Below are 13,208 nucleotides of genomic sequence, written 5' to 3'. Positions count from 1 at the left end.
GTAAATGTTTCGTGACGCTATTCGTTTTTCGCTGAATACTTCCATGGGTGTATTTATGATCCCGCCACAAGGCTATACGCTGGCAGATTTCACAAGGCTCCGAGCTATCATTTGCTGCACCACTTGCGGGTACAGTGCATGCTCAGCTTGTTGGATACGCGCAGACAAGGTGTCTTCCGTATCATCAGGCATAACGGCAACAACCTGCTGAGCCAGAATCGGCCCCGTATCCATACCTTCATCAACAAGATGCACCGTAACCCCCGTTACCTTCACGCCGTAATGCAGCGCTTGGCGTACTGCATGCATGCCCGGAAATGACGGCAAAAGCGAGGGGTGAATGTTGACCATTCGCCCTTCATAGGCACGCAGCAATACCGGCGTAACAAGGCGCATATATCCTGCCAGTACAACGAAATCGATTTGATGCTTGCGCAGCAGTCGAAGTACATCCTGCTCGTATTCCTCACGAGAAGCATACTTTTTCGGTTCGAATAAGGCTGCTTTCACCCCCGCCAGCTTCGCCCGCTCAATGACACGCGCCTGCGGCTTATCGCATACTAGCAAGGCGATGTCTCCACCCAGCAGCTGCTCTCTGGCTGCATCAATCAGCGCTTGAAAGTTGGAGCCGGAACCAGAAGCAAATACAGCGATTCGAGGTACTCGTTGCCCATGAGATTCCGCTGTCTTCATGTCTCCTGCCATGTATCCCGGTGTAACTTCACCCGTATTTACTACCATGTCTTCTGCCATACTTTTTGTCATTTTCCCTGCCATGCCTTCTGTCATTTCCTCTGCTACGCCTTCTGTTACATCTTCTGTTACGTCTTCTGTTACGTCTTCTATTACGTCTTCTGTTATATCTTCTGTTACGTCTTCTGTTACGCCTTCTGCTACGTCTTCTGTTACGCCTTCTGCTACGTTTTCAGCTATATCTTCTAATACACCTTCCGCCATATCTTCTTGCCTTCCGGATTCCCGCATTACAGGCCTACCCCCGGGATGCGAACTTGGCGACTGCCTTCCGTTACCTTGCCAATGCGATATACAGCCTCTCCCTGTTCCTCAAGGCTGCGGATCGCCGTTTCCGCCTCCTCTTCCCCAACGACAATGACCATGCCAATTCCCATATTGAACGTAGTGAACAGCTCTGAAGCGGTAAGCTTGCCAATTTCACTGCACCAGGTGAAAACAGGATGAATCGGCCATGAGCCATAATCGATCTCAACAGCCGTACCTTCTGGGAGCACGCGAGGAATATTTTCTAAAAAGCCTCCGCCAGTAATATGAGCGGCACCCTTTACATTTACTTGCTTCATCAGTTCGAGCATGGATCGCACATAAATTCGCGTTGGAGTCAGCAACACCTCGCCAAGCGCACCGCTGCCATCTGGCGCAACGTCAGTCAAGCCCAGCCCGCCTTGCTCCAGCAGCAGCTTGCGCACAAGGGAGAAGCCATTGCTGTGCAAGCCGCTAGAAGCAAGCCCCAACACAACATCGCCAGGACAGATCGATTCGCCCGTAATTACCCGACTCTTATCTACCACGCCAACGCTGAATCCGGCGATGTCATACTCCTCCAGTGCATACATACCCGGCATCTCGGCTGTTTCTCCGCCAATCAGAGCACAGCCTGACTGTGCGCAACCTTCGGCAATGCCGCTTACGATCGCCTCGATACGCTCTGGCACAACCTTGCCGCAAGCCAAATAATCAAGGAAGAAGAGCGGCTTTGCGCCTTGAACGACAATATCATTTACACACATGGCTACTGCGTCAATGCCGATCGTATCGTGCTTATCAAGCGCGAACGCAAGCTTCAGCTTCGTACCCACTCCATCCGTACCAGATACGAGAATCGGCTCCTTGTAACGCTGAATGTCGAGCTGGAACATGGCTCCAAACCCACCCAAATCGGTAAGCACTCCTGGCGTAAACGTGCGGCGAACATGTTTCTTCATTCGTTCGACTGCTTCATTACCTGCTGCGATATCGACACCCGCTTGTTTGTAGGCTTCTGACATAATCGTGCGTCTCCTCTCTCCCTGTAAGCAGGACAGGAATGCAGCTTGCATCCCCGTCCATCATCGCTAATGTGAATTCACCAATTATTAAAAAGCAAGTGCTATTAGCAGCCACAGCCTGTTCGCTCGTTGCCTGCTCCGGCTGCAGCATCTGTATATAAATTCGTCGGATACTCCTGATCGAAGCAAGCTAGGCAAAGTCCGCCCTTGGACTCCTCCGCGAACGCACCCCCGATAGCCTCAATCATGCCGTCTTGGCTTAAAAAAGCGAGTGAGTCTGCCCCGACCAGCTCGCACATCTCTTCAACCGTGTGCGATGACGCAATCAAATCCTCGCTGCGCGGTGTATCGATCCCGTAGAAGCACGGATACTTGAACGGCGGCGAAGCGATGCGCAGGTGAACCTCCAGCGCCCCAGCTTCGCGCAGCATGCGCACAATCCGGCGCGACGTCGTGCCGCGGACAACCGAGTCGTCAATCAGAACGACTCGCTTGCCCTCTACGACACTGCGCACAGCGCTTAGCTTCATCTTCACGCCCTGCTCACGCAGCGCTTGGCTTGGCTGAATGAATGTCCGGCCTGTATATTTGCTCTTAATCAAGCCCATCTCATATGGAATACCTGTTAGCTCCGCATAGCCGATGGCTGCCGATATACTGGAATCCGGCACACCGCTCACAATATCAGCTTCTACAAACGCCTCCCTTGCAAGCTGCATGCCCATCCGCTTGCGTGCTGTATGCAAATTGACATCATGAAGCTGGCTGTCCGGTCTGGAAAAGTAAATGAACTCCATCGCGCACAGCGCGCGCCGCTGCAGCGGTGCGAAGCGTTCGGAACGATGGCCGAGCGCATCGACAATAAGCAATTCCCCTGGCTCCAAGGCGCGAACCATTTCCGCTCCGACCGCTTCAAGCGCACACGACTCAGAGGCGAACACATAGCTGTCACCTAGTCTGCCGAGGACAAGCGGCCGCAAGCCGTTCGGGTCGGATGCTGCAAGCAGCTTGTCGTTCGTCATAATGAGAAACGCGAAGCCGCCTACCAGCTCGCTTAGCGCTTCCTTCGCCGCGCGAACGAGATCGTGCTCTGAACGGGCAATAAGATGAGCAATTACTTCCGTATCGCTGGTCGTTTGGAAAATGGAGCCCTTCTTCTCCAGCTCATGCCGAATCTTAGGCGCATTGACGATATTCCCGTTCGTTGCGACCGCCAGATCTCCATCTCGCGTCTTGAACACAAGCGGCTGCGCATTCGCAAGCCGGCTGTCGCCCGAGGTCGAGTAACGCACATGACCGATCGCCCGGTCGCCGCGCATCTCCTGCAGGCGATTCGCGTCGAACACTTCCTTCACAAGTCCCATTTCGCGATGGTAGTGGAACGACTGGCCGTCGGACGTGCACATGCCCGCACTCTCTTCGCCGCGATGCTGGAGCGTATGCAAGCCGTAGTACACCATTGAGGTGGCCTCTTCATAGCCAAATACCCCGAATACGCCGCATTCTTCCTTCAAGCGGTCGAACGGTCCGTCTTTGCCGCTGCCTTCGTTATAGTAGGCTCCTGTCACTTCATGAGACATGGAATCGCATCCTTCCATCCCTGTTCTGCTTGCTTCCAAGGCATATCCAAAGCATCCATTCCATTTACCCGAACTTGGATTCGTTCACCCCCGACCGTACCAATGCCCTCAACCGGAACACCGGCTGCCTCGCAGCGGGCCTTTACCTCCTCAAGCTGCTCCGCGCTCACTGACAGCAAAATGCGAGATTGGCTTTCACTAAACAATGCGATGTCTGTTCTCAGCTCCACAGTATTCAACTCAAGCGCTGCGCCGACTTGGCCGCCAATACAGCATTCCGCAAGAGCAGCCGCAATGCCGCCATCCGATACATCATGAGCGGATTGCACAAGCCCTGCTTGAATAAGCTGCAAAACCGTTGCCAGCAAGCGCGATTCCGCATCCAAATCCAACTGAGGCGGACGGCCTTCAACCTTGCCATGCAGGACGGCTTGGAATTCACTGCCGCCGAGCTCCGCCTTCGTGCGGCCAAGAAGCAGAACTGCATCTCCCTCCCGCTTGAATGCTTGCGTCGTAATATGCTGCGTATCATGAACGAGCCCGACCATACCAACGACCGGCGTCGGATAGATAGCTCCCTTTGCATTTTCGTTATATAAACTGACGTTTCCGCCGATTACCGGCGTATTCAACACGCGGCAGGCCTCAGCCATACCGTCGACCGCCTGTTCCATCTGCCAGAAGTTCTCTGGTTTCTCTGGATTGCCGAAGTTCAAATTATCCGTGATCGCAAGCGGCTCACCGCCTGAGCATACAATGTTGCGCGCTGCCTCGCAGACTGCAATTCGGCCGCCCATGTATGGATCAAGCATCACGTAGCGGCCATTGCAATCCGTCGTCATCGCAAGTGCCTTGTTCGTTCCGCGAACGAGCACGACTGCCGCATCCGAGCCCGGCGCTACTGCTGTACTTGTGCGAACCATCGTATCGTACTGACGATATACCCATTCCTTGCTTGCCACGGATGGCGAGCCAAGCACCTTCAACAGCGCTTCGTTCAACGCGTCAACACCGCTTACTTCCGGGTAAGCCGTTGTGTCCACAGAAGCATTGGCCTCATAATAAGCAGGCACTTGAGAAGGCTTATGGTATATCGGACATTCATCCACAAGTCCGTTTACTGGCATATCGCCAACAACCTCGCCGCCATACAGCAGGCGCAGGCGCCCATCATCCGTAACGCGGCCAACTTTGCGGCAAATAACGCCCCAGCGCTCGAAGATTTCCATCGCAATCGGCTCATTATGCTCTTCAATGACGAACAGCATCCGCTCCTGCGATTCGGACAGCATCATTTCATAAGGTGTCATGCCAAACTCACGCTGCGGCACCTCGTTCAAATTCAGCTCAAGCCCATTGCCCGCCTTGCTCGCCATTTCCGCGCTCGAGCAAGTCAGACCGGCTGCGCCCATATCCTGAATCCCGATCACGATGCCGGAAGCTATCAGCTCCAGACAGGACTCCATGACCAGCTTTTCCATGAACGGGTCGCCCACCTGTACCGCCGGACGTTTCGCTTCCGACTGCTCTGTCAGCTCCTCCGACGCGAATGTCGCGCCATGAATGCCATCGCGGCCTGTCGGCGGCCCCACATAATACACCGGATTGCCGATACCGCTTGCTACGCCCTTCTGAATATCCTTGTGGTCAATCAGCCCGACGCACATCGCGTTGACGAGCGGATTTCCTGCATAGCTGTCATCGAAAACGACCTCGCCGCCTACCGTTGGAATGCCGATACAGTTGCCATAGCCGGCAATGCCTGCAACGACATGTTCAAACAAATATTTCACCCGCTCATCCTGCAAGCTGCCAAAGCGCAGCGAATTCAACAGGGCAACCGGACGCGCTCCCATCGAGAAAATATCACGGATAATCCCGCCTACTCCTGTTGCCGCACCTTGGAACGGCTCGATTGCAGAAGGATGGTTATGGCTCTCAATTTTAAAAACGACCGCTTGCTCATCGCCGATGTCCACGATGCCTGCGCCTTCTCCCGGACCAACCAATACGCGTTCGCCAGTCGTCGGGAATCGCTTTAGCAGCGGCTTTGAATTTTTATAAGCACAGTGCTCAGACCACATCACACTGAATACGCCAATTTCGGTATAGTTCGGCTTCCGGCCGAGCAGCTCGCATATATGCGCATACTCGTCTTCCGTCACACCCATTGTCCGGTACAGCTTCTGCTCTTCTATCTGCTCAGCAGTCGGTTCCTGGCCCATATGGCGCAAGCCCTCCGCTATGGATTCTTCCTTCTGTCGAGCAAGGCGCGCTGCCGCCTGTTCTTGTGCCGTCGTATTAGTGAGCGTTGACTGCATGTTGCTCCCTCCAAGCATGTAAAATGGATGTAAACAAGCGAATGCCATCTGCTGAACCAAGCAGCTCGCTAACCGCGCGTTCTGGATGCGGCATCATGCCGAGCACATTGCCCGCTTCATTGCAAATGCCTGCAATATTCTCAAGCGAACCGTTCGGATTCTGCTCATACGTAAAAATGATTTGGTTCTGCTGCTTCAGCTTTGCCAGCGTCTCTTCATCACAGTAATAATTGCCCTCGCCATGTGCGATTGGAATATTCAAAATATCGCCCTCGTTATAGTCCATCGTGAACGGCGTATCTGCACGCGTTACACGAATAGGCGCTGCATGACAGCGGAACTTCAATCCTTCGTTCCTCCGCAGCGTCCCTGGAAGCAAGCCCGCTTCCGTCAAAATTTGAAATCCATTGCAAATGCCAAGCACATAAGCGCCTGCCTCAGCCGCCTTCGCAACAGCATTCATGACAGGGGCGAATCTTGCGATTGCTCCACTGCGCAAATAGTCGCCATACGAGAAGCCGCCTGGAATAACAATAAGATCATATCCGTTCAAGTCCGACTCCGTATGCCATACCCGCTCTACAACCACATTCAGCGTATCTTGCACGGCATGGACACAGTCTAAGTCACAATTCGATCCGGGAAATACGAGCACCGCTGCCTTCATCGCCTATTCCTCCAACTCGTACCGATAGTCTTCAACGACTGGATTCGCCAGCAGCTTCTCGCACATTTGCTCCACTTGCGCCGCAGCCTGCTCACGATTATCCGCGATAATGTTGAACTCCATATATTTGCCTATGCGCACCTGCTCCACACTGCTGTACCCCATCGTGTGCACCGCTTGCTCCACAGCAGCTCCCTGCGGATCCAACACGCCTGCCTTAGTCGTTACGAATACCTTCACCTTCATCCCTATTTCCCCCTCATTCGTCCATACTGGTCTGTAATCAGAATCAAATGTTTATGCTTCGGTCCATTGTTGCTCCGTAATACGCTCAAACAGTTCGACATAGCGGCTGCGCGTCGCCTCCACAACCTCTGACGGAAGCACTGGCGGCGTTCCGCATTTATCCCACCCGCTCGCAGCCAAATAACGGCGTACGGGTTCTTTGTCCAAGCTGTCGATATCGCGATCCAGCACGTACTGATCCGCTGACCAGAACCGTGAGGAGTCTGGCGTGAACAGCTCATCTATAATTACGAGCTCTTCGTCGATCATTCCGAATTCAAATTTGCAATCGGCGAGCAAAATGCCCTTGGATGCGCACAGTTCTGCCGCATACATGTACAGCTCGATGCTGATCCGGCGCAGCTTCTCCGCGAGATCTGTGCCGAGATCCTCGCACATGACCGCGAACGGCACATCTTCGTCGTGTCCCTCATCATGCTTGCGGGACGGTGTAAATATCGGCTCCGGCAGCTTCTCATTCATGCGAAGGCCTGCAGGCAGCTCAATTCCGTTGACAGCTTGATGGGCAGTATACTGCCGCCAGCCGCCGCCGGTAATATAGCCTCTAACGACGCATTCAAAGTCAATGCGCTTTGCTCGGCGAGCAATAGTCATTCGATCTTGTAGGGAACGTAAAATTGCGGATAAATCCTGAGGTTCGAGATACATATCTCGGCTATCGCGGCAAGCTTGCCGCTCTTCTGCCAAATCCTGAACTTCGCCTTGGCGCAGCGCATGTTCGCAATGTAAATCCGGGTGTGGGTCTTGGTGTGAGCTCTGGTGCATAGCCTGTAGCGATTCAGTGCCGCTGTGCACAACTTCGGGATAAAGCGCTCCGGATTGGCACTGCTCCAAATGCTTCGCCTGAACAGACTGCAAACCTACCTCATCAAGCGATACAACATGATTCGCGATCAGGTGCTTCGTCTGCTCGAACCAAAATTGGCTCAGCTTGTTCAGTACCTTTCCTTTGCCGGGCACCTCCGGCTTCAACACGGCATCGAATGCAGAAATCCGATCCGATACAACAATCAGCAAATGGTCTGGGTCCAGCTCATACAGTTCGCGCACTTTTCCACGATGGAGAAGTGGCAGCGGAACGATGTCTGCTGCAGTCGCATATTGAATGTTTGAAGACATCTCCTGTGCTCCTTTCGGCATAACGCCCATGTAGTCAAAAGCGCGTGTCCAAATCAATCCGCTCGCCTTAAACAGCAGATACATTGAACAACCTCTAAAGGAACCCTCCCATATTTTCGCACCCGCTGCAGCGGTCTCTTCCGATCGTGGGTGGAGGGAAGGAAGAGACCGCCCGCATGCGGCTGTCAGAGGGACAGCCTACGGGAGCATCCTACGCATCATCTCAGGGGGATGCATAGGGTTATGCAATAACCTTAATCAAGCAAGCCGACTTGGCGGAAAATCGTATCCACATTTTTCAAATGCCATGCAGGGTTGAACGCATCCGCGATCTCCTCTGCACTCAGCACGGCCGTAATTTCCGGCGTGTTCTCGATAATGTCGCGGAAGCTGCGCTGCTCTTCCCATGCCTGCATCGCACGAGGCTGCACCGTGTCATAAGCCTGTTCACGCGCCCAGCCCTTGTCGATCAGCTTCGTCATCACGCGGCCGGAGAACGGAACGTCGAAGGTGCGCTGCATATTGCGCTTCATATTCTCTGGGAACACCGTCAAATTCTTCACAATGTTCATGAAGCGGTTCAGCATATAGTTCATCAGCATCGTCGCATCCGGTAAAATGATGCGTTCTACCGAGCTGTGTGAAATATCGCGCTCATGCCAGAGCGGCACATCCTCATAAGCGGTCAGCATGTACCCGCGCATTACGCGGGACAAGCCGGAAATATTTTCGCAGCCGATCGGATTGCGCTTATGCGGCATCGCCGACGAGCCCTTTTGGCCTTTTGCGAAGGCTTCCTCAACCTCGCGGAACTCACTCTTTTGCAGGGCGCGAATTTCGGTAGCAAACTTATCAAGCGATGTCGCGATAAGCGCAAGCGATGCCATGTACTCGGCATGACGGTCACGCTGCAGCGTTTGCGTCGAAATCGGCGCTGGCTTCGTACCGAGCTTCGCGCATACGAATTTCTCTACGGATGGATCGATATTCGCATACGTTCCAACCGCACCGGACATTTTGCCGAACTCAACGCCGTCCGCCGCGTGACGGAACCGCTCCAGGTTGCGGAGCATTTCCGCATACCAGAGGGCCATCTTCAGGCCGAACGTTGTCGGCTCGGCATGCACGCCGTGCGTACGTCCCATCATTGGCGTATCTTTATATTCAAGTGCTTTATTTTTCAAAATCTCAATGAAATTCAGCAAGTCGCGCTCAATAATCTCATTCGCCTGCTTCATCAAATACCCGAGCGCGGTATCCACGACATCTGTCGACGTTAAGCCGTAGTGAACCCATTTTCGCTCTTCGCCGAGCGTTTCGGATACCGCGCGAGTAAAGGCAATAACGTCATGGCGCGTTTCTGCTTCAATTTCATAAATCCGTTCGATATCGAAGCTTGCATGCTCGCGGAGCTTCTTTACGTCTTCGTGCGGGATGACACCAAGATCAGCCCATGCCTCACACGCGCACAGTTCCACCTCAAGCCAAGCCTTAAATTTATTCTCTTCCGTCCAAATCGCCCGCATCTCCGGGCGCGAATACCGTTCAATCATCGTTCGCATTCCTCCACAAGTCCGTTAAATTCATCCATTCGAGCGCAGCAGCGATGTCCGGCCCTAGTATGTTAATATGCCCCATCTTGCGCTTCGCCTTCGCTTCCGACTTGCCGTACCAGTGCAGCTTTGGCGTCACGCCAAGGCGGCTGGCTGCCGGATCGTCAGCACGGAACCATTGTACCATGTCCACAGCGTCTTCGCCGAGCAAGTTGACCATAATAACAGGGGTGTGGAGCTCTGTGCTGCCAAGGGGCAGATTGCATATGGCCCGAAGATGCAGCTCGAACTGCGAAGTGCGGCAGGCATCCATCGTATAGTGACCCGAATTGTGTGGTCGCGGAGCAAGCTCATTGACGAGCAAACGCCCGTCGGCGGTCAGGAACATCTCCACAGCGATAAGCCCGACGACATCGAGCGATTCCGCAATGCGGCGTGCAAGACGCTCTGCCTCTTCCTGTACGTGCTGCGTAATGCGAGCCGGTACGATGGACATGTGCAAAATGTGATGCCGATGAATGTTCTCCGCTACCGGGAAGACGGCGATCTCGCCGCGCGGGCTGCGCGCCGCGATGACGGACAGCTCCAGCTCGAACGGGATGAACTCCTCCAGAACGAGCTCTGGCGTAAGTGCGGACAGCGCTTGATACGCCTCCTTCGCCTCATCCGGGTGACGAATGATGCGCTGACCCTTGCCGTCATAACCGCCGGTCGCGGTCTTCAGCACGCCTGCGCCGCCGAACGCTTCCAGCCTCTCCTGAATTTCGGCTGCCGATCCGATGGCTGCATACGGCGCCACCGGCACATTCGCTGCCGCGAGCGCTTCTTTCTCCCGCAAGCGGTGCTGTGTAATCCGCAGCAAATGACTGCCCTGCGGCACATACGCTTCCTGTTCCAAGCGTTCCACAATTTCAGCCGATACATTTTCGAACTCGTACGTAATGACATCCGAACGCTTGCCTAGCTCATGCGCGGCAGCCGCATCGTCGTAAGCAGCCGTTATCATATCGGCGGCGGCTCCGCACGGCGCGTCCTGCGCCGGATCAAGCGCTGTGAAGCGGTAGCCTAGGCGCACGCCCTCAAGCGCCAGCATGCGGCCCAATTGGCCGCCGCCCAGCACGCCGATCGTCGCACCGGGGACAAGCACCGGTGCGTCCGCACGGCTCGGGCGCTCCTGCGGCAGCGTGCGGCCGTTCACAGGCGCGCTCATTCGAGCGCCCCCGTGTCCTGCACCTGCTGCCGAATCGCTTCCCTGCGCGCCGCAACACGCGCGCGCAATGCCTCATCGTGCATGCCAAGCATCTGCACGGCCAGCAGCCCGGCGTTCGACGCACCCGCCGGTCCAATGGCGACGGTCGCCACGGGTACGCCCGCCGGCATCTGTACGATGGACAAAAGCGAGTCCATCCCATTCAGATGCGACGACTTCACCGGCACACCGATAACCGGCAGCACCGTCTTCGCCGCTACCATGCCCGGCAGGTGCGCCGCGCCTCCCGCTCCGGCAATGATGACGCGGACTCCTCTCGCCTCTGCCGTCTCAGCATAGCGGAACATCTCGTCTGGCGTGCGATGAGCGGACACCACCTTTTTCTCATAGGCAACGCCCATCTCCTCCAATATCTCGCACGCCTTCTTCATCGTATCCCAATCGGACTTGCTTCCCATAATGACGCCTACTACCGGCACACAGCCCTGCCCCTGGCTCGCTGCGTTCGCCATCGCAATCACCCGCTTTCGACAATGTCCAACCAATCTGTCTTGATGCACCGCTATAGCGGCATGAACATAAAAAAACGTTCAGGCTTCTCCCCCGAACGCATCATCGACATGCTATGAGAAATGAGCAAACAAGCGGAACACTCCCGCTTCGGCAGGAATCGAATGTTCACCACCACAACCGTCACCTTCCGGTGGCGTGCGGCAGCGAGAACAGTCTTCTGCCTGTTCGTCATTCTCGTAGTCCAAAAATTTACGGTTCTTGGGTAGAAACTTCCGGCCATATTCCCGGAATTATACGAGCAACAATATTCGGTTTATCCTTCTTGTGCCTCCAGTTTAACAAGGCTTAACATGGCGTGTCAACAATTAAATGCGAATATTTTAATAAATTATTTAATAAACGTTCGTATTTAGACGAAGATTTTATTGTTAACCACGTTAAATATTCGGATTTGGCGAACATTTCGCCCTCTTTCCCCTCACATACAAATAAGCCAACAACAGGCCATCCCTGCTGTTGGCTTATCCCTTTACGTTCTCATAATGATTTGCTTATCGTAAGCCACAATTTCTTCTCTATCGCAACGATTACGGTCAACCATAACGATCAGCATCGCATTATAACTATCCATTATTATTTAATAACCAGTACAGGCACCTTGGCGTGCTGCACGACATGATGACTCACGCTGCCAAGCACAAACTCCTTCAACCCGCTAAGACCGCGGCTGCCGATAATGACGAGATCCGCATTGAACTCATCCGCCTCGTCGATGATCGCTTGGCCTGGAGGGCCTTGCTGCAGAATAACCCCGGCTCGGTCGCCAAGCGACGCAACCTTGCCCTCTGCTTCCTTCTGCAATCGCTCCGCATATTCGTACAGTTCTTCATTCGTTTCTGCTGAAGCCGTTGCATAGGCCGAACCCACAAAGTATTGCGGGAACTGAAATACATGCACGACACGTACTTGAGACTCCTCATTCGCCTCTGCAAGCCCAATCGCGTGCTGCAATGCCTTGCGAGCCGGCTCCGATCCATCATATGCAACAAGAATGCGTTGAAATTTCATAAATCCCACCACGCTTCCCCATAATGTACTAATGCTGTGCTTATTATTTAACCAAATCGAACCAAAATAAAACCGAAAACAAAAATATTTACCAGCAAAATAAACGGTACGCCTGCCGTAAAGGTAACATGCTGCGTCTTATGGCGCTTGTTGTACATGGCGGTCAACACCCCTAACGCACCGCCGAGCCAAGCCGCTAGGAACAGCTTGCGCTCTGGAATGCGGCGTCGATGCTTCTGTGCCCGCTGCTTATCCACAACCATCATTTGATATCCGATCACATTTATAATAAGCAAGTAAATGAATACGATCCAAGTCCAGTCCTTCATCCTATGTTACTGCCTCCCTCCTGTCCCTATTATACAATGGGGGCAATCCAAAAGTCCGCTGCCAATCATCTGTATGACGCAACATATCAAATAGGCACTTCGTCTGTATGTACGAAAGGAGTGAGTCAGCCGTATGCGCAAATGCATCATTCTATTTACAATTGCCTGCAGTATCTTTTTCGTTACCGCCTGTCAGACTGTGCAGCAGCATACATCCAAAAAGCCTCCTGACACTCCAATGGAAGCCTCTTCTATGAGTTGGCCGTACAGCCGTATGATTTTTTTCAATCATCTCATTTATGTAGGCAGCGACGAGAAAGTCGACAAGGTGGATGAATTGCTTGGAGAAATCGAACATTCCTCGGATAAAGAGGAGGCAGTGAAAGGAAATAGCTTCTCGAATTACTACCCAGTAGGTACCAAGCTGTACAAAATGAAAGGCACGAGCGAGAATGAAGCCATTGCAGTAGAAACCGAAAAAGATGAATTCAAGAAGGCCTACCGTAAAAAAATATAGC

14 protein-coding genes and 1 riboswitch are annotated in these 13,208 nt (G+C 53.7%); of the genes, 1 reads left to right on the top strand and 13 read right to left on the bottom strand.

The genetic code is table 11. The features are described 5' to 3' along the window. Window positions 1-72: 72 nt before the first annotated feature. The 13 genes from purN to NO352_RS00085 all read right to left on the bottom strand — a co-directional run bounded on the left by purN (window position 73) and on the right by NO352_RS00085 (window position 12,690). Window positions 73-693, bottom strand: a complete 621-nt coding sequence (gene purN / locus NO352_RS00145) for a phosphoribosylglycinamide formyltransferase (protein ID WP_289354771.1) — start codon at window positions 691-693, stop codon at window positions 73-75. Window positions 694-983: 290 nt separating this feature from the next. After that, window positions 984-2,024 (bottom strand): phosphoribosylformylglycinamidine cyclo-ligase, encoded by a 1,041-nt coding sequence (gene purM, locus NO352_RS00140; protein ID WP_005543118.1) that lies wholly within the window; start codon window positions 2,022-2,024, stop codon window positions 984-986. A gap of 104 nt (window positions 2,025-2,128) precedes the next feature. Further along, complete coding sequence (gene purF / locus NO352_RS00135; RefSeq protein ID WP_268620138.1) at window positions 2,129-3,604, bottom strand: amidophosphoribosyltransferase; 1,476 nt, start codon at window positions 3,602-3,604, stop codon at window positions 2,129-2,131. Further along, on the bottom strand, window positions 3,589-5,829 hold the full coding sequence (purL, locus tag NO352_RS00130) for a phosphoribosylformylglycinamidine synthase subunit PurL (protein ID WP_268600573.1): 2,241 nt from the start codon (window positions 5,827-5,829) through the stop codon (window positions 3,589-3,591). The genes purF and purL overlap by 16 nt, the downstream gene beginning before the upstream one ends. 76 nt (window positions 5,830-5,905) lie before the next feature. Next, the gene (gene purQ / locus NO352_RS00125) at window positions 5,906-6,592 is read right to left on the bottom strand and encodes a phosphoribosylformylglycinamidine synthase subunit PurQ (protein WP_005543121.1); all 687 of its coding nucleotides are present in this window, start codon (window positions 6,590-6,592) and stop codon (window positions 5,906-5,908) included. Between the two features lie 3 nt (window positions 6,593-6,595). Further along, window positions 6,596-6,838 carry a phosphoribosylformylglycinamidine synthase subunit PurS gene (purS, locus tag NO352_RS00120; protein WP_005543122.1) on the bottom strand — a complete coding sequence of 81 codons (243 nt, stop codon included), beginning with the start codon at window positions 6,836-6,838 and terminating at the stop codon, window positions 6,596-6,598. A gap of 51 nt (window positions 6,839-6,889) precedes the next feature. Further along, window positions 6,890-8,017: a phosphoribosylaminoimidazolesuccinocarboxamide synthase gene (locus tag NO352_RS00115; protein WP_289354770.1), complete on the bottom strand. Its 1,128-nt coding sequence runs from the start codon at window positions 8,015-8,017 to the stop codon at window positions 6,890-6,892. A 254-nt stretch (window positions 8,018-8,271) separates the two neighbouring features. Further along, the gene (gene purB / locus NO352_RS00110) at window positions 8,272-9,570 is read right to left on the bottom strand and encodes an adenylosuccinate lyase (RefSeq protein ID WP_005543124.1); all 1,299 of its coding nucleotides are present in this window, start codon (window positions 9,568-9,570) and stop codon (window positions 8,272-8,274) included. Continuing rightward, window positions 9,563-10,780, bottom strand: a complete 1,218-nt coding sequence (purK, locus tag NO352_RS00105) for a 5-(carboxyamino)imidazole ribonucleotide synthase (protein ID WP_289354658.1) — start codon at window positions 10,778-10,780, stop codon at window positions 9,563-9,565. Before purK ends, purB begins: the two co-directional genes overlap by 8 nt. Continuing rightward, on the bottom strand, window positions 10,777-11,292 hold the full coding sequence (gene purE, locus NO352_RS00100) for a 5-(carboxyamino)imidazole ribonucleotide mutase (protein ID WP_268620141.1): 516 nt from the start codon (window positions 11,290-11,292) through the stop codon (window positions 10,777-10,779). Before purE ends, purK begins: the two co-directional genes overlap by 4 nt. Before the next feature lie 50 nt (window positions 11,293-11,342). Beyond that, a complete protein-coding gene (locus NO352_RS00095) occupies window positions 11,343-11,525 on the bottom strand; it encodes a hypothetical protein (RefSeq protein WP_268620142.1) in 183 nt (60 codons plus the stop codon). Then, a riboswitch (purine riboswitch) is annotated at window positions 11,511-11,611 on the bottom strand. Its footprint overlaps the gene before it by 15 nt. Before the next feature lie 315 nt (window positions 11,612-11,926). Beyond that, entirely contained in the window at window positions 11,927-12,361 is a 435-nt protein-coding gene (locus tag NO352_RS00090) for a universal stress protein (protein WP_005543131.1), read from the bottom strand. Between the two features lie 47 nt (window positions 12,362-12,408). Further along, the gene (locus tag NO352_RS00085) at window positions 12,409-12,690 is read right to left on the bottom strand and encodes a DUF1294 domain-containing protein (RefSeq protein ID WP_005543132.1); all 282 of its coding nucleotides are present in this window, start codon (window positions 12,688-12,690) and stop codon (window positions 12,409-12,411) included. Between the two features lie 133 nt (window positions 12,691-12,823). Here NO352_RS00085 and NO352_RS00080 point away from each other — a divergent pair, with 133 nt between their 5' ends. After that, the gene (locus NO352_RS00080; RefSeq protein WP_268600563.1) at window positions 12,824-13,207 is read left to right on the top strand and encodes a hypothetical protein; all 384 of its coding nucleotides are present in this window, start codon (window positions 12,824-12,826) and stop codon (window positions 13,205-13,207) included. Window position 13,208 lies beyond the last annotated feature (1 nt).

The sequence above is a fragment of the Paenibacillus sp. S-12 genome (genome assembly GCF_030363895.1).
Classification (GTDB): domain Bacteria; phylum Bacillota; class Bacilli; order Paenibacillales; family Paenibacillaceae; genus Paenibacillus_B; species Paenibacillus_B alvei.
The sequence above is the reverse complement of the archived record's forward strand: the minus strand, read 5'-3'. Positions and strand labels throughout refer to the sequence as shown.

Coding starts and splice junctions, on each gene's coding strand:
- purN (WP_289354771.1), bottom strand. CDS start 693: ATGAAGACAGCGGAATCTCATGGGCAACGAGTACCTCGAATCGCTGTA.
- purM (WP_005543118.1), bottom strand. CDS start 2,024: ATGTCAGAAGCCTACAAACAAGCGGGTGTCGATATCGCAGCAGGTAAT.
- purF (WP_268620138.1), bottom strand. CDS start 3,604: ATGTCTCATGAAGTGACAGGAGCCTACTATAACGAAGGCAGCGGCAAA.
- purL (WP_268600573.1), bottom strand. CDS start 5,829: ATGGGCCAGGAACCGACTGCTGAGCAGATAGAAGAGCAGAAGCTGTAC.
- purQ (WP_005543121.1), bottom strand. CDS start 6,592: ATGAAGGCAGCGGTGCTCGTATTTCCCGGATCGAATTGTGACTTAGAC.
- purS (WP_005543122.1), bottom strand. CDS start 6,838: ATGAAGGTGAAGGTATTCGTAACGACTAAGGCAGGCGTGTTGGATCCG.
- NO352_RS00115 (WP_289354770.1), bottom strand. CDS start 8,017: ATGTCTTCAAACATTCAATATGCGACTGCAGCAGACATCGTTCCGCTG.
- purB (WP_005543124.1), bottom strand. CDS start 9,570: ATGATTGAACGGTATTCGCGCCCGGAGATGCGGGCGATTTGGACGGAA.
- purK (WP_289354658.1), bottom strand. CDS start 10,780: ATGAGCGCGCCTGTGAACGGCCGCACGCTGCCGCAGGAGCGCCCGAGC.
- purE (WP_268620141.1), bottom strand. CDS start 11,292: ATGGCGAACGCAGCGAGCCAGGGGCAGGGCTGTGTGCCGGTAGTAGGC.
- NO352_RS00095 (WP_268620142.1), bottom strand. CDS start 11,525: ATGACGAACAGGCAGAAGACTGTTCTCGCTGCCGCACGCCACCGGAAG.
- NO352_RS00090 (WP_005543131.1), bottom strand. CDS start 12,361: ATGAAATTTCAACGCATTCTTGTTGCATATGATGGATCGGAGCCGGCT.
- NO352_RS00085 (WP_005543132.1), bottom strand. CDS start 12,690: ATGAAGGACTGGACTTGGATCGTATTCATTTACTTGCTTATTATAAAT.
- NO352_RS00080 (WP_268600563.1), top strand. CDS start 12,824: ATGCGCAAATGCATCATTCTATTTACAATTGCCTGCAGTATCTTTTTC.